Annotated in this window: 18 protein-coding genes; 10 read left to right on the top strand and 8 right to left on the bottom strand. The window is 72.2% G+C overall.

The features are described from left to right. Nucleotides 1-154 precede the first annotated feature (154 nt). The gene (gene pstS / locus D452_RS0107250; protein ID WP_017543489.1) at nucleotides 155-1,294 is read right to left on the bottom strand and encodes a phosphate ABC transporter substrate-binding protein PstS; all 1,140 of its coding nucleotides are present in this window, start codon (nucleotides 1,292-1,294) and stop codon (nucleotides 155-157) included. Nucleotides 1,295-1,595: 301 nt separating this feature from the next. Between pstS and treY the strand changes: the two genes are divergently transcribed. From treY to treZ, 7 genes are all read left to right on the top strand, one after another. Beyond that, complete coding sequence (gene treY / locus D452_RS0107245; RefSeq protein WP_017543488.1) at nucleotides 1,596-3,965, top strand: malto-oligosyltrehalose synthase; 2,370 nt, start codon at nucleotides 1,596-1,598, stop codon at nucleotides 3,963-3,965. 166 nt (nucleotides 3,966-4,131) lie between these two features. Next, nucleotides 4,132-5,013 carry a TetR/AcrR family transcriptional regulator gene (locus tag D452_RS0107240; protein ID WP_017543487.1) on the top strand — a complete coding sequence of 294 codons (882 nt, stop codon included), beginning with the start codon at nucleotides 4,132-4,134 and terminating at the stop codon, nucleotides 5,011-5,013. 52 nt (nucleotides 5,014-5,065) lie between these two features. Then, nucleotides 5,066-5,965 (top strand): BKACE family enzyme, encoded by a 900-nt coding sequence (locus D452_RS0107235; RefSeq protein ID WP_017543486.1) that lies wholly within the window; start codon nucleotides 5,066-5,068, stop codon nucleotides 5,963-5,965. Between the two features lie 29 nt (nucleotides 5,966-5,994). After that, nucleotides 5,995-6,984, top strand: a complete 990-nt coding sequence (locus tag D452_RS0107230) for a 3-hydroxyacyl-CoA dehydrogenase NAD-binding domain-containing protein (RefSeq protein WP_017543485.1) — start codon at nucleotides 5,995-5,997, stop codon at nucleotides 6,982-6,984. Continuing rightward, nucleotides 6,981-7,433 carry a thioesterase family protein gene (locus D452_RS0107225; RefSeq protein WP_017543484.1) on the top strand — a complete coding sequence of 151 codons (453 nt, stop codon included), beginning with the start codon at nucleotides 6,981-6,983 and terminating at the stop codon, nucleotides 7,431-7,433. Before D452_RS0107230 ends, D452_RS0107225 begins: the two co-directional genes overlap by 4 nt. 79 nt (nucleotides 7,434-7,512) lie before the next feature. Continuing rightward, entirely contained in the window at nucleotides 7,513-8,367 is an 855-nt protein-coding gene (locus tag D452_RS0107220; protein WP_017543483.1) for a putative RNA methyltransferase, read from the top strand. Nucleotides 8,368-8,455: 88 nt separating this feature from the next. Then, nucleotides 8,456-10,264 (top strand): malto-oligosyltrehalose trehalohydrolase, encoded by a 1,809-nt coding sequence (gene treZ / locus D452_RS0107215; RefSeq protein WP_017543482.1) that lies wholly within the window; start codon nucleotides 8,456-8,458, stop codon nucleotides 10,262-10,264. Nucleotides 10,265-10,299: 35 nt separating this feature from the next. On the opposite strand, the gene D452_RS27850 is transcribed toward treZ, so the two are convergent. From D452_RS27850 to erm, 3 genes are all read right to left on the bottom strand, one after another. Continuing rightward, entirely contained in the window at nucleotides 10,300-10,617 is a 318-nt protein-coding gene (locus D452_RS27850) for a hypothetical protein (RefSeq protein ID WP_017543481.1), read from the bottom strand. Between the two features lie 84 nt (nucleotides 10,618-10,701). Next, nucleotides 10,702-11,283, bottom strand: a complete 582-nt coding sequence (locus D452_RS0107205) for a YajG family lipoprotein (RefSeq protein ID WP_017543480.1) — start codon at nucleotides 11,281-11,283, stop codon at nucleotides 10,702-10,704. A 24-nt stretch (nucleotides 11,284-11,307) separates the two neighbouring features. Next, entirely contained in the window at nucleotides 11,308-12,186 is an 879-nt protein-coding gene (gene erm / locus D452_RS0107200; protein ID WP_017543479.1) for an ErmE/ErmH/ErmO/ErmR family 23S rRNA (adenine(2058)-N(6))-methyltransferase, read from the bottom strand. A 551-nt stretch (nucleotides 12,187-12,737) separates the two neighbouring features. Between erm and D452_RS0107195 the strand changes: the two genes are divergently transcribed. Next, complete coding sequence (locus tag D452_RS0107195; RefSeq protein ID WP_017543478.1) at nucleotides 12,738-13,439, top strand: class I SAM-dependent DNA methyltransferase; 702 nt, start codon at nucleotides 12,738-12,740, stop codon at nucleotides 13,437-13,439. A gap of 48 nt (nucleotides 13,440-13,487) precedes the next feature. On the opposite strand, the gene D452_RS0107190 is transcribed toward D452_RS0107195, so the two are convergent. Beyond that, nucleotides 13,488-14,336: a phosphotransferase enzyme family protein gene (locus D452_RS0107190; protein ID WP_017543477.1), complete on the bottom strand. Its 849-nt coding sequence runs from the start codon at nucleotides 14,334-14,336 to the stop codon at nucleotides 13,488-13,490. A gap of 86 nt (nucleotides 14,337-14,422) precedes the next feature. After that, a complete protein-coding gene (locus tag D452_RS0107185) occupies nucleotides 14,423-15,757 on the bottom strand; it encodes an MFS transporter (RefSeq protein ID WP_193374217.1) in 1,335 nt (444 codons plus the stop codon). 73 nt (nucleotides 15,758-15,830) lie between these two features. Here D452_RS0107185 and D452_RS0107180 point away from each other — a divergent pair, with 73 nt between their 5' ends. After that, a complete protein-coding gene (locus D452_RS0107180) occupies nucleotides 15,831-16,379 on the top strand; it encodes a winged helix-turn-helix domain-containing protein (RefSeq protein ID WP_026129056.1) in 549 nt (182 codons plus the stop codon). Between the two features lie 40 nt (nucleotides 16,380-16,419). On the opposite strand, the gene D452_RS0107175 is transcribed toward D452_RS0107180, so the two are convergent. Next, nucleotides 16,420-18,675 (bottom strand): DUF6351 family protein, encoded by a 2,256-nt coding sequence (locus D452_RS0107175; protein ID WP_017543474.1) that lies wholly within the window; start codon nucleotides 18,673-18,675, stop codon nucleotides 16,420-16,422. A gap of 247 nt (nucleotides 18,676-18,922) precedes the next feature. Next, nucleotides 18,923-19,483: a pyridoxamine 5'-phosphate oxidase family protein gene (locus D452_RS0107170; RefSeq protein ID WP_026129055.1), complete on the bottom strand. Its 561-nt coding sequence runs from the start codon at nucleotides 19,481-19,483 to the stop codon at nucleotides 18,923-18,925. Between the two features lie 359 nt (nucleotides 19,484-19,842). On the opposite strand from D452_RS0107170, the gene D452_RS0107165 reads away from it, so the two are divergent. Then, nucleotides 19,843-20,499 (top strand): response regulator, encoded by a 657-nt coding sequence (locus D452_RS0107165; RefSeq protein WP_017543472.1) that lies wholly within the window; start codon nucleotides 19,843-19,845, stop codon nucleotides 20,497-20,499. Nucleotides 20,500-20,525 lie beyond the last annotated feature (26 nt).

Genomic DNA, 20,525 nt, shown 5'->3' with positions numbered 1-20,525 from the left:
ACACCGACCCGGACGGGCGGACCCGGTCGCACCGCACAGCGCTCGCAAATCACACGTGACCCAGCGCTACCCGGACAGTACGTAAGGTACCGGATCGTACGCGTGCGACGGGCGCGCCACCGTGGTGACGCGCCCGTGGACGGAGGTGCGCGCCCTAGGAGCCGATCGCCTCGATGGACGTCAGCAGGTCCTCACGCAGGGAGTCGTTGACCGGGGTCGAGTCGGTCTCCTCGGAGGCCGCCTCCTGACCCTCGGGGCTCACCACGTACCGCAGGAACGCCTTGACCCGCTCGGCCTCGCCCTGGTCCGGGAAGTCCAGGCACACGGTCTCGTAGCTGACCAGCACCAGCGGGTAGCTGCCCGGCTCGGTGGTGCCGTAGTCCAGGTCCAGCGCGAGGTCGTACTCGCTCGTGTTCTCCTCGCGGCGCGGTGAGTCGGCCACGACCTTGGCGGCCGCCTCCGGCGAGATGTCCACGAACTCGTCGCCCACACCGATGCTCGCGGCGGGCAGGCCGTGCAGGTGGGACATCTCCACGTACCCGATCGCGCCGTCGGCCCGCGAGACCGTGTCGGCGATGCCGCTGTTGCCCTGCGCGGACTCACGCGGGGTGATCGGCCACTGTCCGTCGGCCTCGTGCGGCCACGAGTCGGGGGCGGCGTCGGCCAGGTAGCGGGTGAAGTTCTCCGTCGTCCCGGAGTCGTCGGCCCGGTTGACCGGTGTGATCGCCAGGTCCGGCAGGTCGGCGTCGGGGTTGTCCTCGGCGATCTCCGGGTCGTTCCAGCGCGTGATGTCCTGGTTGAAGATCTTCGCCACGGTGTCCGGGCGCAGGTTGAGGTCCTCGATCCCGTCCAGGTTGAACACCACCGCGATCGCCACCACGTACGCGGGCAGGTTGATGGTGTCCGAACCGCCGCAGCGCGACACGGCGTCGGCGTTCTCGTCGGCGTCCATGGCCGCGTCGGTTCCCGCGAAGGTCACCGCGCCGTCGATGAACTGGTTGCGGCCGCCGCCCGAACCGATCGAGTCGTAGTAGATGCGCGCGTCCTCGCAAGCCGACTGGAAGCCCGCGATCCACGTCGTCATCGCGTTCTCCTGGGCGCTGGACCCGGAGCCGTGCAGGCTCCCCGAGAAACACTCCAGGTCGTCGGGGACCGCCGGGCCCGCCCCCTGGACGGCGTCGTCGCTGCCACAGGCGGTGGACGCGAGAAGAAGTCCGGCCAGCGCGGCCGAGGCCGCGCCCCGGTGGGCGCTCGAACGGCGCTGGGTGCGGGTGCGCTTGTTGGACGGGAGCACGCTGCTTCTATCCCCTTCGTCGGAGTCGGTGGTCCTCGTTGTCTTGACCACGGGCCGCCGGTACCCGGCGCGTCGTCGCTGGTGATGGAACACCGCCGATGAATTTAACCATTGCCGGACCGACTTCCCCAACGCGGGTGTGTGCGGAACCGGACGTGTCCGTGGCGGTACGGGGGACTCCGGGTGGACGGGAGGTGAACGAGGCGTTTTCGCCCGGTGAAGGTCCTTTGTTCCGGCCCTCGGGCACGTGTGGGATCGGGCATGTATGACACGCCGAACGACCGGGCAGTGGTCCTGGGTGATGAGCGCGCACAGCACCGACCCGAACCGGCAGCAGGCACCCACCTCGACCTACCGACTCCAGCTGAGGCCCGGTTTCGGCCTGACCGAGGCGACCGCACTCCTGGAGCAGCTGCACCGGCTCGGGGTGGGCGCCGTGTACCTGTCACCCCTCCTCGCCGCCACTCCCGGGTCGGACCACGGGTACGACGTGGTGGACGCCACACGCGTCTCCGAGGCGCTGGGCGGAGAACGTGCCCGAGCCGACCTCGTCGCCCGGGCGCACGCGCTCGGGATGCGGGTGGTCGTCGACATCGTTCCGAACCACATGTCCGTGGCCCGCCCCGACGCCAACCCGTGGTGGTGGGACGTGCTCCGGCACGGCCGCGACTCCGTGTACGCCCGCTGCTTCGACCTCGACCACGGCTCCGGGCCGATCCTGGTCCCGGTCCTGGCCGACGACGGCGACGACGGCCGCGCCGCCCTGTCCGAGCTCACCCTCACCGACGGCGACCTGGTCCACTTCGACCAGCGCTTTCCCGTGGCCCCGGGCACGTACACCCCCGGCGACGACCCGGCGGACGTGCACGAACGCCAGCACTACCGTCTGGTCTCCTGGCGGCGCGGCGACAGCGAACTCAACTACCGCCGCTTCTTCGACGTCGACCACCTCGCCGCCGTCCGTGTGGAGGACCCCGGGGTCTTCGACGCCACCCACGCCGAGATCCTGCGCTGGGGCGTCGACGGGCTGCGCGTGGACCACGTCGACGGGCTCAGCGACCCCGGCGGCTACCTCCGCCGTCTCGCCGAACGCTTCCCCGGGTGGATCGTGGTGGAGAAGATCCTCGCCCCCGGCGAGTCCCTGCCCGCCTCCTGGCCGGTCGCCGGGACCACGGGATACGACGCGCTGCGCACGGTCTGCGGAGTGTTCGTCGACCCCGACGCCGAACCCGTCCTGACCGCCCTGGCCCGCGAACACGGCGTGCCCACCGACACCGGCGCCGTCGACCACCAGGCCCGCTCCCACGCCGCCAACGAACTCCTGCGCGCGGAGGTGCGCCGCATCGCGGCGACCCTGCCCGACGCCGAGGGCAGCGAGGAGGCCGTCACCGAACTCCTCGCCTCCTTCGATGTCTACCGCTCCTACCTGCCCGAGGCCGAACCCGCCTGGGCCCGCGCGGTGCGCGCCGCCGCCGAACGCCGCCCCGACCTCCAACCCGTCCTGAAGACCCTCGACCGGACCGTCCGCGACAACCCCCACGGTGAGACCGCCCGCCGCGTCCAGCAGACCAGCGGCATGGTCGTGGCCATGGGCACCGAGAACACCGCCTTCTACCGGGCCACCCGCTTCGTCGCCCTCAACGAGGTCGGCGGCGAACCGGCCCGCTTCGGCGTGGACACGGCGGCCTTCCACGAGGCCAACCTGCGCAGGGAGGCCGCCGAGCCCCTCACCATGACCGCGCTCTCCACCCACGACACCAAACGCTCCGAGGACGTCCGTGCCCGCCTGGCCGTGCTGTCGGAGATCCCCGCCGAGTTCGCCGACGCCGTCCGCCGCTGGGGCGCGCGCGTACCGCTGCCCGAGCCCGCGCTGGACCTCCTCGGCTGGCAGACCCTGCTCGGGGCCTGGCCCCTGAGCGACGAACGCCTGGTCGAGTACCTGCTCAAGGCCGCTCGTGAGGCCCGCCTCGGCACGTCCTGGACCGCCCCGGACACCGACTTCGAGGACCGCGTCCGCTCCTGGCCCGAGCGTCTGCGCGCCGACGCCGACCTGTACGCCGAGGTCGGGGCCATGGCCGAGTCCCTGCGTGAGCCGGGGTGGAGCAACGCCCTGGGGCAGAAGGCCGTCCAGCTGCTGGGGCCGGGCGTGCCCGACGTCTACCAGGGCACCGAACTGTGGGACCTGTCCCTGGTCGACCCTGACAACCGCAGGCCCGTGGACCACGAGACCCGCGCCGCGCTCCTGGGCCGGTTGGAAGAGGGGTGGCGTCCGCCCGTGGACGGGACCGGAGCCGCCAAGCTCCACCTGGTTCGCACCTGCCTGCGCGCCCGCGAGGAGCTTCGTCCGACCGGGTACCTGCCCCTGGCCGCCCAGGGGCCGTCCGCCGCGCACGCCCTGGCCTTCGCCCGCGCGGTGCGCGGCTCCCGCGAGCCCGCCCTGGCGGTGGTGGCCACACGACTGCCGGTGACGCTGGCCGACGCCGGGGGCTGGGCCGACACCGTGCTGCCGCTGCCCTCGGGACCGGGGGAGTGGACCGACCTCCTCACCGGCCGCACGCTCGCCCCGGAGCGGGTGGACGGCCTCACCACCGCCCGCCTCTCCGAGGTCCTCGACCACTACCCGGTGGCGGTCCTGGTCAGGCGGGGCGCCGTTGGTTCGCTCGCTGACTGATCAATCAGTCAGTTGCGCATTGCTGTCGAGGTGTGCCGTTCGAACCGATTGTCCCTGCAAATACGGGGTTGTGGTCGGGTCGGAGTGGTCGGGCCGACGCGTCGGCGGCGAAGTGTTTTTCGATCACATGTTGCGATAATCGCCATGGCGTTGTTACGTTCTCATCGTGAACGACAACGTGGTCGACGACGTACGCGGCAGGGCCCGGGAGGCGATCCGCCGATCCGGTCTCTCCCAGCGGCAGTTCGCGACCAGACTCGGTATCGAGCCCAGCAAACTCTCCAAGTCACTGACCGGCACCCGGCGGTTCACCGCCCTGGAACTGGCCGGTATCGCCGACGAGACCGGGGTGACGGTCAACTGGCTCATCAACGGTGAGGACGACGCCGAGACGGTCTCGGCGGCTCCGCGCGACTCGTCGGCGGTCAGACCGCCGTCCGCGAGTCTGGCGGACCACCCGAAGGCCGCCCGGGAGCACAACCGGCGTCTCCAGATCATCGAGGCCGCCTGGACCCTCATCGCGGAGCACGGTTACCACTCGGTGCGCGTCGCCCAGGTCGCCCAGGCCTGTGGCACCTCCAGCGCCACCGTCCACTACCACTTCCCGACCCTGAACGACCTCCTCGTGGAGGCGCTGCGCCACTCGGTCAAGCAGGCGTTCGACCGCCAGGTCGCCGGGCTGCACACCATCGAGGACCCGTACGAGCGCCTGCTCCAGCTCATCGAGCTCCAGCTGCCCGGATCGGACCGCCTGCGCCTGGAGTGGTCGATCTGGCTCCAGGTGTGGACGGCCGCCGCACTGGACCCCCAGATGCGCGAGCTGCACGCCGACTCCTACCGGCGCTGGCACGAGACCATCGCCCGCACCCTCCGTGAGGGGAAGGAGAGCGGAACCTTCGGCGACCTCGACGTCGAGGAGACGACCAGACGCCTCACCGCCCTCATCGACGGCTTGGGCATCCAGGTCATGACCGGGATGCCCGGACGGTCCGTCGACCACATGCGTCACACCCTGCGCTCGGTCATCGACCGAGACGTCCTCGGGTGAGACGCCCCGTACCCGCACCACCACCGCACACGCCCAGAGACGGAGCCCCGCCTTGAGCGACCTCATGAACCCCACACCCATCCTCACCTGCGCCCTCACCGGTGCGGGGGACACCGTCGGCCGGAGCGAGCACGTCCCGGTCACCCCCCGGCAGATCGCCGCCGCCGCCGTCGAGGCCGCCGAGGCGGGCGCCAGCGTGGTGCACATCCACGTCCGCGACCCCGAGACGGGCGCCCCCTCCCGCGACAACGCCCTCTACCGGGAGGTCGTCGACCGCATCCGCCAGACCGGCGTCGACATCGTCATCAACCTCACGGCGGGCATGGGCGGTGACCTGGTGATCGGTCAGGAGGACCCGCTCCTGTTCGAGGAGGGCACCGACCTCGTCAACGGGCTGGACCGACTGCCGCACGTGGAGGAGCTGCTGCCTGACATCTGCACCCTGGACTGCGGAAGCCTCAACTTCGGGGACGGCAGCCAGGTGTACATCTCCACCCCGGACATGCTGCGCGCGGGCGCCAAGCGCATCCAGGAGCTGGGGGTCCGCCCGGAGCTGGAGATCTTCGACACCGGCCAGCTGTGGTTCGCCAAGACGATGCACGCCGAGGGCCTCATCGACGACCCGTCGATGTTCCAGCTGTGCACCGGCATTCCCTACGGGGCTCCCTCGGACCCGGGCGTGCTCCAGTCGATGGTGAACCTGCTCCCGGCGGGCGCGCAGTGGGCGAGCTTCTCCATCGGCCGCAAGCAGATGCCGTGGGTGGCGCAGTCGGTGCTGCTCGGCGGGCACGCCCGAGTGGGCCTGGAGGACAACCTGTACCTCAGTCGCGGGGTGAAGGCCACCAACGGCCAGCTCACGGAGAAGGCCGTCTCCATCATCGAGCAGCTCGGCGCCCGGGTGGCCACACCGGACGAGACCCGCGCCATGCTCCAGCTGCGCAGCGCGTCCTAGCACCCCCGACCCCCGACAGGAGAAGCACGATGACGGAGAACGCGAGAACCACCCCCGAGACCGTGCGCACGGTCGCCTGCGTCGGAGCGGGCGTGATCGGCGGCGGCTGGGTCGCCCACTACCTGGGGCGCGGCTACCAGGTGGCCGCCTGGGACCCCGCCCCCGACGCCGAGAGCAAGCTGCGCGGGCTGGTCGCCTCGGCGTGGCCCGCCCTGGAGGAACTGGGCCTGGCCGAGGGCGCCTCCATGGAGAACCTGCGCGTGGTGGGCACGCTGGCCGAGGCCGTCGCGGAGGCGGACTTCGTGCAGGAGAGCGCTCCCGAGCGCCTCGACCTCAAGATCGACCTGCTGGCCGAACTCGACGCCGCCACCCCGGAGGGCGTGGTCATCGCCTCGTCCACCTCCGGTTACAGCATGAGCGAGATGCAGGTGGCGGCCGCGACACCGGAACGGCTCGTCGTCGGTCACCCCTTCAACCCGCCCTACCTGGTGCCCCTGGTCGAGGTCGTCGGCGGTGAGCGCACCGAGCGCTGGGCCGTCGACTGGGCCTCGGACTTCTACCGCGCGGCGGGCAAGTCCGTGATCAGCATGGACCAGGAGCTCCCCGGGTTCATCGGCAACCGCATCCAGGAGGCCGCCTGGCGCGAGGCCCTGCACATGGTCGCCGAGGGCGAGGCGACCGTCGAGCAGATCGACCAGGCGATGACCAGCGGACCAGGGCTGCGCTGGGCCTTCTTCGGACCCTGCCTGACCTTCCACCTGGCCGGGGGAGAGGGCGGGATGGCGCACATGCTCGACCACTTCGGCCCGTCCCTGAAGTCGCCGTGGACCCGCTTGGAGGCGCCCGAACTCACCGAGGACCTGCGGGACCGCATGGTCGCGGGCACCGACGAGGTCGTGGCCGGGCGCTCCACCGCCGAACTGATCGCCCAGCGCGACCGCCGCCTGATCGCGGTGGCCCGCGCGCTGGAGGAGGTCGAACGGGCGGAGGCCGCCGAGCGGAACGGGGAGGCCGCGTGAGCACGACACTCACCCAGCGGCTGCGACCCGAGTGGATCGACTACAACGGCCACCTCAGCGAGGCCTACTACGTCCTGGTCTTCGGGTTCGCCACGGACGCGCTGATGGACCGGGTCGGCCTCGACGCCGCCTACCGTGACGCGTCCGGCTGCTCGCTGTACACGGTGGAGGCGCACGTGCGGTATCTGAACGAGGTCACGGCGGACGCCGAGGTCGAGATCCGCACCCGGGTGGTCGGTCCGGGGCCGGAGCGCCCTGACGCCAAGAAGGTGCGGATCTGCCACGAGATGTGGGTCGGGGACGTCCTGGCGGCGACCGAGGAACTGATGGCACTCCACGTCGACCAGGCCCTGGGACGGACGGTGCCCCTGCCCGAGGGGGTCGCCGCGAACCTCGCGGCGCTCGCCGAGCCCGCCCCCGACTACGCGGGCCGGTCCGTCGGCCCGTAGCCGCAGCCAGGGGGTCCCGTCGGCGGACGCGGGAGTACGACGGGCCCCACCCTGGTCAGACGGTAGGCTGACCGCGATCATGACGAACAAGACCGGCCCCCTGCTGCGCATGCCCGCCTCCCTGGCGGCCTCCCTGACCTGCCCCGTCTGCGCGCGCCCCCTGGACCAGGGGCTCTCCTGCGCCCACGGCCACAGTTTCGACGTCGCCAGGGAGGGCTACGCGAGCCTGCTCACCGGCGCCACCCCGCCCGGGTCCGGAGACAGCAGGGACATGGTCGCCGCCCGGCAGCGCTTCCAGGAGCAGGGGCACTACGACCCCATCGGCCGGGCCCTGGCAGAGGAGCTCGCGCAACGCCGCGTCATCGTCATCGTCGACGTCGGCGGCGGCACCGGCCACTACCTCACCCAGGTCCTCACCGCGCTCCCCGACGCGGTCGGCCTGACCACCGACGTCTCCAAGTTCGCCGCGCGCAGGGCTGCCAGAGCGCACCCCCGCAGCGGCGCGGTCACCGCGGACTCCTGGCGCCGCCTGCCCCTGGCCGACCACACCGCCGACGCCCTGATCAACGTCTTCGCCCCCCGCAACGCCGCAGAGTTCCACCGCGTCCTCCAGCCCGCCGGGGTCCTGCTGGTCGTCACCCCGGCCCCCGACCACCTCCGCGAACCCCGCGAGGCCCTGGGCCTGCTCGACGTCGACCCGCGCAAGGACGAACGCCTGGCCGACAGCCTGGGGGGCCACTTCGACCACGTCGCCACCCGTGAGTTGCGCTTCACGATGGAGCTGGCCCACGAGGACGTGCTGACCGTGGTGGGGATGGGCCCCAGCGCCAGGCACGTCACCTACGAGGAGCTGAGGGCCCGCGTGGCGGCCCTCCCGGACCCCTTCACCACCACGGCCTCGGTCCGCGTCCAGACCTACCGCAGATCCGAGTAGCGGCCCGGGGCGGAAAGCGCCGGATCCGGACCACGCCCTCCACCCCACGCTCAGCGTGGCGTCCGGGCCACCTGGGTAGGCCACCCCCGTGAACGAACCGGCCGCGCACCCCGCCCCGTCCCTTCCCGCTCCGCCCGTCACCCCCGGACGCGGCGTCCACGGTGACTTCTCCGTCTGGGCACCGCGGGCCCGTCGCGTACGCGTGCGCGCGGACGGCGCCGACCACCCCATGGAACGCTCCGCGGACGGATGGTGGCACGCGTGGGTGGAGGGCGCCGGTCCCGGATCCGACTACGCCTACCTCCTCGACGACGACCCCCGCCCCCTGCCCGACCCCCGCTCCCTCTGGCAGCCCGAGGGCGTGCACGCCCCCAGCCGGGTCCACGACCACACCGCGTACGCGTGGTCCGACACCGCCCGTCCCGTCTGGACCGGCCGACCACTCGCCGGGGCTGTCGTCTACGAGCTCCACGTCGGCACCTTCACCCCCGAGGGCACCCTCACCTCCGCCATCGAGCGCCTCGACCACCTGGCCGAACTCGGCGTCACCCACGTCGAACTCCTGCCGCTCAACGCCTTCGACGGCACCCACGGCTGGGGGTACGACGGGGTCCTGTGGTCCACGGTCCACGAACCCTACGGAGGCCCCGACGCGCTCAAGGGGTTCGTCGACGCCTGCCACCACCGCGGCCTGGCCGTCCTCCTGGACGTCGTCTACAACCACCTCGGCCCCTCCGGCGCCTACCTGCCGCGCTTTGGCCCCTACTTCTCCGGGGAGAACATCTGGGGCCCCGCCCTCAACCTGGACGGCCCCGACTCCGACCCGGTCCGGCGACTGATCATCGACGGCGCTCTGGACTGGCTCCGCCACTACCACCTGGACGGCCTCCGCCTGGACGCCGTGCACGCGCTGCGCGACGACCGCGCCGTCCCCCTGCTCGCCGAACTCTCCGCCGAGGTCGACGCCCTGGCCGCGGGTCTGGGGCGCCCGCTGTCCCTGATCGCCGAGTCCGACCGCAACGACCCGCGCACGGTCCTGGCCCGGGAGGCCGGAGGCCTCGGCATGACGGCGCAGTGGTCGGACGACCTCCACCACGCACTGCACGTCGCCCTCACGGGTGAGAACCACGGCTACTACGCCGACTTCGAGGGGCCGGAGGTGCTCGCCCGGACGCTCCGCCGGGTCTTCTGGCACGACGGGACCCACTCCGCCTTCCGGGGCCGCGACCACGGGGCCCGGGTCGACACCGCGCGGATCCCAGGAAGCAGGTTCCTCGGCTACCTCAGCACCCACGACCAGATCGGCAACCGCGCCCGGGGCGACCGCATGGGCGAGCACGTCCCACCGGACCTGCTCGCCTGCGGCGCCGCCATCGTCATCTGCTCCCCCTACACCCCGATGATCTTCATGGGGGAGGAGTGGGGGGCCACGACCCCCTGGCCGTTCTTCGCCTCCTTCACCGACCCCGCCCTGGCCGAAGGCGTGCGCGAGGGGCGTAGGCGCGAGTTCGCCGCCCTCGGCTGGGCGGAGGAGGACGTCCCCGACCCCATCGACCCGGCCACCCGCGACAGCGCGGTGCTGGACTGGTCCGAGGCCGAACACGGGGCACGCGCGCGCGTTCTGGAGACCTACCGGTCCCTGATCGCCCTGCGCCGGGCCGAACCCGAACTCGCCGACCCGCGACTGGACCGGTTCGGCGTCGACGCGAGCGAGGACGGCCGCACCCTGACCCTGACCCGGGGGTCCCTACGCCTGGTCTGCAACCTCGGAGCCGAGGAGGCCAAGGTGGAGCTGACGGCGCAGCCCCGGGAGGTGCTGCTGGAGCAGGGGCGGACGAGGGTCAGCGGGAGCACGGTCACCCTGCCGGGCGCGGCCTTCGCGGTCCTGCGAACCTGAGCCGGATCGGCTCACGGGCGGGGCGGCGGCGTTGCTCAACAGCCTCCTCCGCCGCCGCCGCCGCCCCCGCCGTCACCACCGCCTCCACCGCCCCCGCCTCCACCGCCCCCGCCTCCACCGTCACTGACGCCGCCTCCACCGACGTCACCGCCCGAGGCGGAGCGGCCCCCCGCACCGCTGCGGCGCCCTCCCCGCTGACCGCCTCTGTCGGACGGCGCGATCAGGAAGATGACGAAGAGGAAGAGGACCGACGAAATGAGGACGAGGAGGAGGGCGACGGTCTGGCCGGGAGTCTCTCCCAGGGAGCTGGTCACGGGGGAGCCGGAACCGAGGTACGCGACGAAGGTGTCCATACTCGTCGGACACCCTCGGTCCCTGGTCGGGCTGCCAAGGAGCGTGGCCGTATACGGCCACGGCCCCTGGACCGAGCGCACCGTTCACCCCACGGGGCCACGGAAGTCCGCCTCGTCCTCCCCGTTCACCACCGAGATCAGCACGGAGGAGGGGGAGTCCGGCGCCTCGCACTCCATGTCCACCGGGTGAGCCCCGGTCTCCAGCTCGCCGAGCCGCGCCTCGGAGGTGGCGGGGCCCTCCAGTTCCTCGTAGGAACACCGCACGTCCAGCAGGCCCGTACCGAAGACGCGGCCCAGCTGCGGGACCTCCACTGTCAGGGTGAACGCCACCCGCCCGGACGGGGAGAGGACGACGTCGTCCACCGTGTAGACCACGTCCTCCTCGACCCCCTCCTGGAACTCCTCCTCGTAGGCGCCGACCGGGTAAGGGAAGACCGCTCCCTCACCGAAGTGGTACTCCGATCCGTCCCCGTGGCTCCCGACGGGGGCCTCGCCTCCCTCCACTGGCTCCTCCCCCTCGTTGGTGGGCGCCTCGGTCACGGTCCCGTCGTCGGCGGAGGTCTCCGTCACGGTCGGCGGGTCCGGTGACACCTCCTGTTCGGGGGTGCCGCAACCAGTGAGCAGGAGGATCGGAAGAGTCAGGACACAGGGGAGGAATCGTCGCATCCCTCCACGCTAGGTGAGGGGCTCTCACCCTCGCCTGCCGCGCCGGGGCCCCGTCCGACCGGGACCGGACAGCGCAAGGAAGACCTCCACCCACTGGTCGGGGCGCACGAGTCCCACCGGTGCGCCCGTGTCCACCCCCGCCGACCGCAGCGCGTCGACCACGCGCCCGGCCGGAAACTCCCGGGACAGCGACGCCGACAACGAACCGCCCACGCCGCCGAAACCGAGTTCGACCATGCGCCGGTACTGCGCCCGGCGCCCCACGGGCACCAGGGGTTCGGTGCGCCTGCCCAGCACCAGTACCCCGGCGTCCACCCGGGGCACGGGACGGAAGCGCTTCCGGTCGACCCGCCCCGCCAGCCGCCACGACCACCACGGCCAACTGAGCGCGGTGACCAGGCTCCACCTCCCGTAGGCCCCGGTGCGTTTGCGGGCGTACTCCAGCTGGGTGACGAGCACGGCCGAGGTCAGCTTCGGCGCCTCCAGGCACCACCGGACGATGTCGGAGGTCCGAGAGTAGGGGATGTTGCCCACCACCGAGAACGGTTCGCACGGTGGCCGCGACCGTGTGAAGTCGCCGTGCACCACCCGCACCCCCTTGGCGGGGTCCCTGTAGCGGTCGGCCAGCCGCTCGGCCAGCCGCTCGGCCAGCCGGGGGTCGAGTTCGTGGGCGATCACCCGACGGGCGGCCGGGGCGAGGAACCGGGTGATGGCCCCCTCACCGGGCCCCACCTCGACCACCAGGTCGTCAGCGGTGACCTCGGCCAGCCGCACGACCCAGCGCGCGGTGCCGGGGTCGGCAAGGAAGTTCTGTGAGAGGCGCCGCCGGTTGTTCGGTCGGCCCCCGTCCCATCCCGGACCGCGGTCGCGGTGGGCGGGGGTCCTGCGGGAGTGGCGTGCCACGCGTGGTCCGTTCTGCCGCCTCGGAGGCGGGCTGACGTGGACGGGCAGCACGAGGGAACGCCTCACCCAGAGGGTGAGCGCGTACCGGGAGAACCGGGAAGGTCCGCGGCTGCCCGTCCGAAGGAAGGAGGACGTCGGCAGGGCCTGGACCGATAGGTGGCTGAGCGAGAACCCGTCACGGCGAGGGCACGTCAGACGAGGACGTGCCCGAGCGTGAACGCGATCCCCCTGGCACCGCCGACGTCGCCCCCGGGGAAAACGGGGCGCGGAAACGGCGGTGCGCTCGGAGGGGTTCGGCTACCGGTCCAGAGGAACGGACCGGAGGCGGATGAGGGCGTGAGCGACCACGGGCCAGGCATACTGGCCGTGGAAGATCGCGTGGAAGGCTGCCATGGACAGCACGGTAGGCGAGGGGCGGAAGGCGCCGCAACGGGTTTTTCGGCGAGGAGTTCCGTCCACGCCACCCGGGCAGCCCGGACCACCGCGCGGGGCGCCCGGGCCCCGTGAAACCCACTCGCGCTGGCGGCTCCGACCGGGCCATACTCGGCGACATGCCTGACTTCTCCGACTTCGACACCCGTCACTACCGCACGGTCGACGTGGCCACCGGCTACGACGGGTGGTCCAGCACCTACGAGGACTCCGTGCGCGACGCCATGGACCTGGCCCTGCTGGACGGGCTCACCGCACCCGACTGGTCCCGGGTCCGCCGCGCCGCCGACCTCGGCTGCGGCACCGGCCGTACCGGAGCCTGGCTGCGCGGCAGGGACGTGGAACACGTGGACGGGGTGGACCTCAGCGCCGGGATGCTCGGCCTGGCGCGGAACCGGGGCGCCCACGACACCCTCACCCAGGGCGACGTCCGGGCGACCGGTCTGCCGGGCGCCACCTACGACCTCGTCATCGCCTCGCTCATCGACGAACACCTGCCCGACCTCGCGCCCCTCTACGCCGAGGCCCGGCGCCTGACCAGGCCGGGCGGGCGCTGCGTGCTGGTCGCCTACCACCCGCAGTTCATCATGGCCTCGGGCATGCCCACGCACTTCACGGACGCCTCGGGGGAGGAGGTCGCCATCACCACCCACGTGCACCTGCTCGGTGACCACGTGAGCGCCGCCCTGGCCAGCGGCTGGCGTCTGGAGGAGCTGAACGAGGCGGTCGTGGACGACGGCTGGGTGGCGGCCAAGCCCCGGTGGGAGAGGTTTCGGGGCTTCCCGATCTCGGCCGCGTTCGTGTGGGTCCGGCCGGACTGACCGGCCCGGGTCACCCCCGCGCGCACCCTTCCCCTCCGGGGCGGGGGCTCACGGTTCGGTCAGCGCCTCGACCCAACGCGCCCGGTGTCGTTCTATGTAGTCGGCGGCCGGGCCCCAGTGGTCGGCGTGCCCCTCGGCGTGCAGGCGCGCCCAGGGCTGCCGACCGGTCCGCGCCCCCTCCGTCAGGATGTCGAACATCCCGCGCACCCTCCGCAGCGCGGCGCCGGGGAGGGCACGGCGCTGCTCGGTGTCACAGTCGTAGCCGTCCGCCAGCGCCCGCAGCCTCCGGCCGTCGACCTCGGGGTCGCCACCCTCGTGCAGGGGGACGAACCCGTGCGCGGCGTAGCCGAGATCGCCCATCCGGCTGGCCGGACCGGCCCCGTCCCAGTCGATGAGGCACCAGGACTCGGCTCGTCGCCCGCCCCCGTCGAACGCCTCCCGCGCCCCCTCCGGGTCGCGGACCAGGTTCCAGGGGGCGAGGTCGTTGTGGCAGATCACCTCCGGTTCCTCGGGTGGGAAGAGGCGTTGCCAGCCGTCGTCCTCCGGAGGTCGGAAGTCGGCGGTGAGGTCGTGCAGCCGCCGGGCCATCGCGCCCAGTTCGCGGAGCTCGTCGGTGGTCATGGGCGGCATCCGGTCGGCCAGGGTGCCGGGGACGTACGCCAGGCACTGGTGGCCCTCGGGGTGTTCGCCGTAGGAGACCGGAGCGCCGGTGAATCCGTGTCGGTGGAGGTGGTGCAGCAGGGCGGTCACGGCGGGGGAGGAGCGAAGCCAGGGCTTGCGCACGGTGGCGCCGATTCGCAGGACCAGGTCGGAGACGTTGCCGCCCTCCAGGACCTCGACGTCGTCGGAGTCGTCCGAAGGGAGAGGGGCAGGGCCGGAGGGGTGGTCGCTTGTCACACGGCCATCCTCACGACGGGGACGGACGGTGTCCACCCGGTTTCCGCGCCGTGGAACCGCTCTCCGGCCCACCCCGGCCCCGTTCCTCAGACGGTGCCGCGCTCTTCGACCGTGCTCTCCCCGGCGGCCAGGGTCGCCTCGTCCATGCGCGCCAGGGGGACCAGCAGGGTGAGCATGAGTACCCCCATGCTCAGGAAGACCACCCTGACCCCGAGGGACTCGGCGATCAGACCGCCCGTCACCGCGCCCAACGGCATGGTGCCCCAGGCCAGCAGGCGGTAGGCGCTGTTGACCCGCCCCATCAGCGCCGCCGGAGTCACACGCTGGCGCAGCGACACGGTGATGACGTTCCACACCGTGATCCCGACCCCGCCGACGAGGAAGCCGGCCCCCACCAGCCAGGCGCTGGAGGTCAGACCGGGTACCAGGACCAGCAGGGCGAACAGGGGGACGCACAGCCACAGCGAACGGGCCCGGCCCAACCACCGCTCGCACCCCTCCGCCACGAACGAACCCAGGAGGCTGCCCACGGCCGTGGCCGTCAGCAGCACGCCGAAGGCGGGTTCGGACAGGCCCATGGGGGAGTCCGGGCCCACCGCGTACAGCACCATGATCGCGAACGCGGCACTGGTGGCGAAGTTGGAGACGCCGACCATCACGGCGAACGAACGCAGGAGGCGGTGGGACCACAGGTAGCGCAGCCCCTCGGCGATGTCGGCGCGTATGCCGGTGGGCGGGCCGGTGCGGTTCACCCGGAACCGGCCACGGACCAGGAGCAGGACGCCCACGGCGGCCACCCACAGCGCGGCCGGGGTCACGAAGGCCAGGGCCACGCTCGCAGCCACGAGGGCGCCCCCGAGGGGTGGGCCGACGAACTGGTTGGTGGTCAGCTCCACGGCGTACAGCCGCCCGTTGGCCCGGGAGAGCCGGTCCCGGTGGACCATCTGCGGCAGGACCGACTGCGCCGAGGTGTCGTAGAGGGTCTCGGTCGTCCCGATCAGGAACGCGGCCGCGTACAGGAGCCAGATCGAGCCCACGTCCAGAGCAAGACCCAGGGCCAGTACGAGGACCACGGCACCGCGCACGACGTTGGCCCCGACCATCGCCCACCTCCGGTCGACGCGGTCGGCGAGGGCCCCCGCGGGCAGGGCGCACAGGAGCCAGGGCAGGCCCAGGGCCACGGCGACCCCGGCGACGAGTACGGGGGAGTCGGTGAAGCGCAGGGCCGCCAGGGGCAGGGCGACCTTCAGTACACCGTCGGCCAGGTTGGAGAGACCGGAGGAGACCCACACCCGCCAGAAGGAGCGGCCCAGGGAGTCGGGGACGGTCACGGAGCCGGACGCGTCCACGGTGCCGGGCGGGGGTTCGGGCGTGGCGGAGTCGGGGGGATCACAGGGCGTCGGCCCTTGGGGATCGGACATGCACGGAGCCTGACAGAACGATTGAGAAAACTCAATCGATTGGGGTACTCAATTAATCCACTAGGCTTCTTCTATGGCAGAACCGGCCCCAGAACCGACCGCCCGACGCCAGCGCCGACGCGCCACAGCCCGCGAGGCCAAGGCGCTCGGGCACCCGTTGCGCCTGCGCATCCTGCGTCTGTGCCTGATCAGGGACCGCACCAACCGGGAGCTCGCCGACCGGCTCGACACCAACCCGGGCACGGTGCTCCACCACGTGCGCACCCTGGTGGACGTCGGATTCCTCGTCGCGGGGCCTGTGCGCAAGGGTGCCGCCGGAGCGCTGGAGAAGCCCTACCGGGCCACCGGGGAGACCTGGTGGCTGGACGACCCGCTCCGCGACACGCCGCCCGCCGAACGGACCTCACCGCTCACCGCGTTCACCACCGAACTCGACGAGGCGGGACCCGACTCGGTCCAGATCGTCGGGCGGTTCGCCCTGCATCTCGACGACGAGGAGCTCTCGGAGTTCAACCGGCGGCTCCTCGACGTCGTGGACGAGTACGTCACCACCGACCACGAGCGCCGCGACCGCCCCCTGCGCGGCGGCGCCCTCCTGTGGCACGACATCCCCGAGGACTGATCGCGCGCGGCGGTCCTGCTCCGAGGCACCTGTGCCCAGGTCAGAAGGACTGCCACGGCCCCCTGGGCGGCCGCTGTCCCTCGCCGGGCCGCGACCAGTCGCAGACCCCGTCCGCGAACACCTCCCGGGCGCGTTCGGCCTGGTCATCGTCGAACTCCGCCGGGTGCGCGGCCTCGTCGAACTCGGTGAGCCGGCACTTGACGACGTCGGAGGCGAGCGGACCGCCCGCCCCGATCCTCGGTGATCCGTAGGTGGGAAAGGCGTCGGCGCAGCGGTCGCCGCGCCCCTCCGGCAGCGGCAACTGCGGGGCGACCACGCGTTCGTCACCGATCCAGCAGGAGTCTGTCAGCCACTCCGGACGAGAGCTTCGCAGGTGGTCGGCGGGCGTCCCCCCGGGGTCGGCCAGGGCCAGTTCGGCGGCGCCGGTCACCCACGCGTCGAGTTCGGTCAGCGCGCGACCGGCCACCGGCTGGTCGGCGGAGAACACGCCGCCGCGGTGTTCCTCCACCAGCATCACGTGGTTGTCGGCGGTGCCGTTGGCGGCCGACAGGCGTTCCCGGGTGCTGAACGAGTGGTAGCGCATGTGGATGTCACCGTCCGGGGCGTGGTCCTGGTGGGGGCGGTGGTCCACCACCGGGATGTCGGCGAGCCCGCCGCCCCCGTGGAGCAGACGACCGCTGTCATGGGCGGCCCGGACCGCCACCGGATCGCCCACGGTGCGTTCGGGCACCACGGCGCCGTCCTCGTCGAGACCGCCGACGTGCTCGTTCAGGTGCAGGAACCGGTCGACGTCGATATCGCCGTCGAGCAGGGCGGACAACCCGTACTGCACCCCCACGTTGTCCAGCGGGCGGCGCGGTAGACCGGTGTCGGGGTCGGTTCCGTAGACGTTGCGGGCGTGGGAGAAGACGTCGCAGCGGGCGCCGTCCGGGTTGTCCTGCGGGTGGTAGCGCTCCTCGGGCGGCAGCGCGGACGGACACACGCCCCGGGGGTCGAGCCGGGCGGCGGCGTCCGCCATCGCGCCGATCCCCTCCCAGGTGCCGAACCCGGACACTGCGCGTAGCTGCTCCCTGGTCAGGGCGTCCGGGTGCGCCTCGGCGTAGGAGCGCAGCAGCAGGGCGTCGGAGACGGCCGGAACGGTCGAGAAGCCGACGTCGGGGTAGCTCTGGGAGACCACGATCCCGTCGAGCAGCCCGGGATAGTTGTCGGAGATCTGGTGTGCCTGGTAGGCGCCGCCGGAGGAACCCCAGCCCAGTGTGTGGTCCGGGACGCCGTGGGAGAGGGCGAATCGCTCCTTGACGGCACTGGTGGTCTCGGCCGCCAGCAGGTCGTCGCAGTTGTGCCCGAACACGTTCAGGGAGGCGGAGGCCACCGCGTACCCCTGGGAGAGCATGCCGTGGTCCACCACCCCGGCGGTCCGCTTCCCCTGCACGAACCAGCCCCCGGGGCAGCCCCCGCCGAACTTGTACACCAGGCGGCGGTTCCAGCCCTCCGGAGCGGTCCACGGGTCGGGTTCGGGGTCGCGGGGGTCGTGCAGGACGGCCGTCTCGTACACGGCCCGGTTGGCGGTACCGGTCTCCACCCGGACCGTGTAGGGCACCTCCTCCCCGGTGGAGGTGATCGTGCGGGCGACGTCGGAGGGCAGGGACCGGCCCTCCGGCAGCGGGGCGAACCGGCCGTCCGTGGTGCGGTAGACGTAGCCCACCACGGTCTCCACCGAACAGTCGGTGTCCGAGGGGGCACCCAGGTCGCCGCCCCAGGCGAGTGCGAAGTCCTCTGTCTGGCAGACGAACGGGTCCTGGTGCGGCCCGGCGAACACCGGCCCGGTGACGGGGTGGTTGGTGACCACGACACGCACCTCGGCGGGGGAATCGGGGGTCAGCGCCGCCTCCGCCTCCCCGGTCAGCGCCGCGACCAGGGTGGTCGTCCCCTCGGGAAGGTCCGTGACCAGCCCCTCCAGTACGTGTCCGCCCTCGGGCAGGTGAACCGGGCGCAGCCCGTCGGTGACGTCGGTCCCGTCCGCCTCCAGGCGCACCTCGTGCGGTTGGGCTGTTGGCGGCGGTTCCACACGCACCAGTGCCGTCCCGCCGGTGACCGTGTCGGGACGGGAGGACAGCACACGCAGCCTCAGCCCCTCGGAGTCACCGTCCGAGGCCGGTGTGGCCGGTGCGGACGACGGGGGCAGCGTCAGCGCCGTGGCTTGATGGAGCAGCAACGGAGTACCGGAGACGGTGAAGAGGGTGGCGGTGACGGCGGCGCCCGCACCCAGGGCGACCCGCCCCCACAGGGGCCTCAACGGACACCCTCCCGGCGGGTGGACGTGTTCGTCGCCGTTCCGGAGCCGGAGCCGGAACCGTGATGGCAGTGATGACCGCTGTCGCACGAGGTGATCGTCTCCGTGCGGCGCGCGGCGGGGTCAGGGACACACCGGGGGTGAAACGGGCTTTGCGCTCCCATGTCGCCACCGATACCCCGATTGGTGCCAAACACACCAGACGTCCGGTGTCAGTACTCACCCCTGTCGTGCCCCCGGCGTCCCGTACTCAGGTGCGGTGGACCTCGCGCCCGGTCACCCGGCCCGGGGTGATCTTCAGGACCTGGTCGCGCGGCCCCTCAGCCCAGGGCTGGGGGAGGCGCCCCTGGGGGATGCGCTCCAGTTCGGCGGGGTCGCGCACCCAGCGGCAGCGACCGGAGACCAGCACGCTCCATCCCTCGCGCCGCTCCTCGTCGAAGTGGTCGATCTGGAACGCCGCGTACCCCCGCGCGTGGCGCATGATCGTCCCGGCCAGCGTGGACCGGAGGACGACGGTGTCGTTGACCATCGCGTAGTTGACCGGTAGCACCGTCGGCGCGGCGTCCCCCTCGATGGTGAAGGCGACCCGTCCGAGGTCCCGTGTGGCCAGGAGGTTGAAACAGGTCTGGCGCTCCAGGACCGTGAAGGCCGAGTGCTGGTCGTCGGCCAGGTCGGCCCCGGCCGTCAACTGATCCGTGCCGGAGAGCCGCTCGGTGCCCTCCTCGGCGCTGCGCTGTTCCGGGGGTGAGGCCTGTCCGGCCACCCAGCTCCGTTCCTGAGCGGAAGCGTCCGTACCGCCTGTTCCAGTCATCACGACCCCCGATGTGCGATGCCCTCTGTACCGGCCTCCGCCATCGTCGCCCGTCGTCCCCCTGAGCGGCAGGGGCACGAGCCCCCTGACCGACGGCGAAGGTCCCCACCTGCGGACTACCCCCCAGGACACTCGCCCCAAACAGAAAAGGACGTTCGACTCATATGCCATCAATCTGAACTGTCTAGGCTGGTAGGCGCACCGTGACGTCGCACGCCCGAGGGCACGCGCCCTCGCCCCAGTTCGCCCGTGCTCCGCCACGGGACCGGAACGGTGCGACCACGACCCCGTGCGACCCACGACCCGAGACGGCGAGGCCGTCCCCGGTCACCGCATCCAGTGCTGAGGAGATGTGCCCGATGGCCGGTGACGCAACGATCCGGGTGTTCCTGGTGGACGACCACGAGATCGTCCGACGAGGGGTCGGAGCACTCCTCGACGACGAGGACGGCATCCAGGTGGTCGGCGAGGCCGGAACCGCCGCCCAGGCCCTGGCCCGGATCCCCGCCCTCGAACCCGACGTGGTCGTGCTCGACGTCCGCCTCCCGGACGGCGACGGCGTCACGGTCTGCCGCGACATCCGCTCGACGCTCCCCGACACCCGCATCCTCATGCTCACGTCCTACTCCGACGACGAGGCCCTCTACGGCGCCGTCATGGCGGGGGCCTCCGGCTACATCCTCAAGCAGATCCACGGGACCGACCTGGTCGGCGCCGTCCGCACGGTCGCCGAGGGACGCTCACTCCTCGACCCCGAGTCCACCACCCGCATGCTCGAACGGCTCCGCGCGGAGGCCGTGCGCAAGGACCCGCTGAGCGAACTCACCGAACAGGAACGGCGCGTGCTCGAACTCATCGGGGAGGGGCTGACCAACCGGGAGATCGGCACCAGGATGTACCTGGCCGAGAAGACCGTGAAGAACTACGTCTCCCGGGTGCTGGCCAAGCTCGGCATGGCCCGCCGCACCCAGGCGGCCGCCTACGCCGTGCGGCTGTCGATGAACCAGACCGCCTGAACCCGCCGGAACCGGGGACCGGACGC

Origin of the sequence: Nocardiopsis prasina DSM 43845, assembly GCF_000341265.1 — a bacterium.
GTDB lineage: Bacteria > Actinomycetota > Actinomycetes > Streptosporangiales > Streptosporangiaceae > Nocardiopsis > Nocardiopsis prasina.
This window is presented reverse-complemented; position numbering and strand designations above follow the sequence as displayed.

Bases quoted from the DNA above. Each gene is read 5' to 3' on its own strand.
- treY (WP_017543488.1), top strand. From the start codon at position 1,596: ATGAGCGCGCACAGCACCGACCCGAACCGGCAGCAGGCACCCACCTCG.
- D452_RS0107230 (WP_017543485.1), top strand. From the start codon at position 5,995: ATGACGGAGAACGCGAGAACCACCCCCGAGACCGTGCGCACGGTCGCC.
- D452_RS0107220 (WP_017543483.1), top strand. From the start codon at position 7,513: ATGACGAACAAGACCGGCCCCCTGCTGCGCATGCCCGCCTCCCTGGCG.
- D452_RS27850 (WP_017543481.1), bottom strand. From the start codon at position 10,617: ATGGACACCTTCGTCGCGTACCTCGGTTCCGGCTCCCCCGTGACCAGC.
- D452_RS0107205 (WP_017543480.1), bottom strand. From the start codon at position 11,283: ATGCGACGATTCCTCCCCTGTGTCCTGACTCTTCCGATCCTCCTGCTC.
- D452_RS0107195 (WP_017543478.1), top strand. From the start codon at position 12,738: ATGCCTGACTTCTCCGACTTCGACACCCGTCACTACCGCACGGTCGAC.
- D452_RS0107185 (WP_193374217.1), bottom strand. From the start codon at position 15,757: ATGTCCGATCCCCAAGGGCCGACGCCCTGTGATCCCCCCGACTCCGCC.
- D452_RS0107180 (WP_026129056.1), top strand. From the start codon at position 15,831: ATGGCAGAACCGGCCCCAGAACCGACCGCCCGACGCCAGCGCCGACGC.
- D452_RS0107170 (WP_026129055.1), bottom strand. From the start codon at position 19,483: ATGACTGGAACAGGCGGTACGGACGCTTCCGCTCAGGAACGGAGCTGG.
- D452_RS0107165 (WP_017543472.1), top strand. From the start codon at position 19,843: ATGGCCGGTGACGCAACGATCCGGGTGTTCCTGGTGGACGACCACGAG.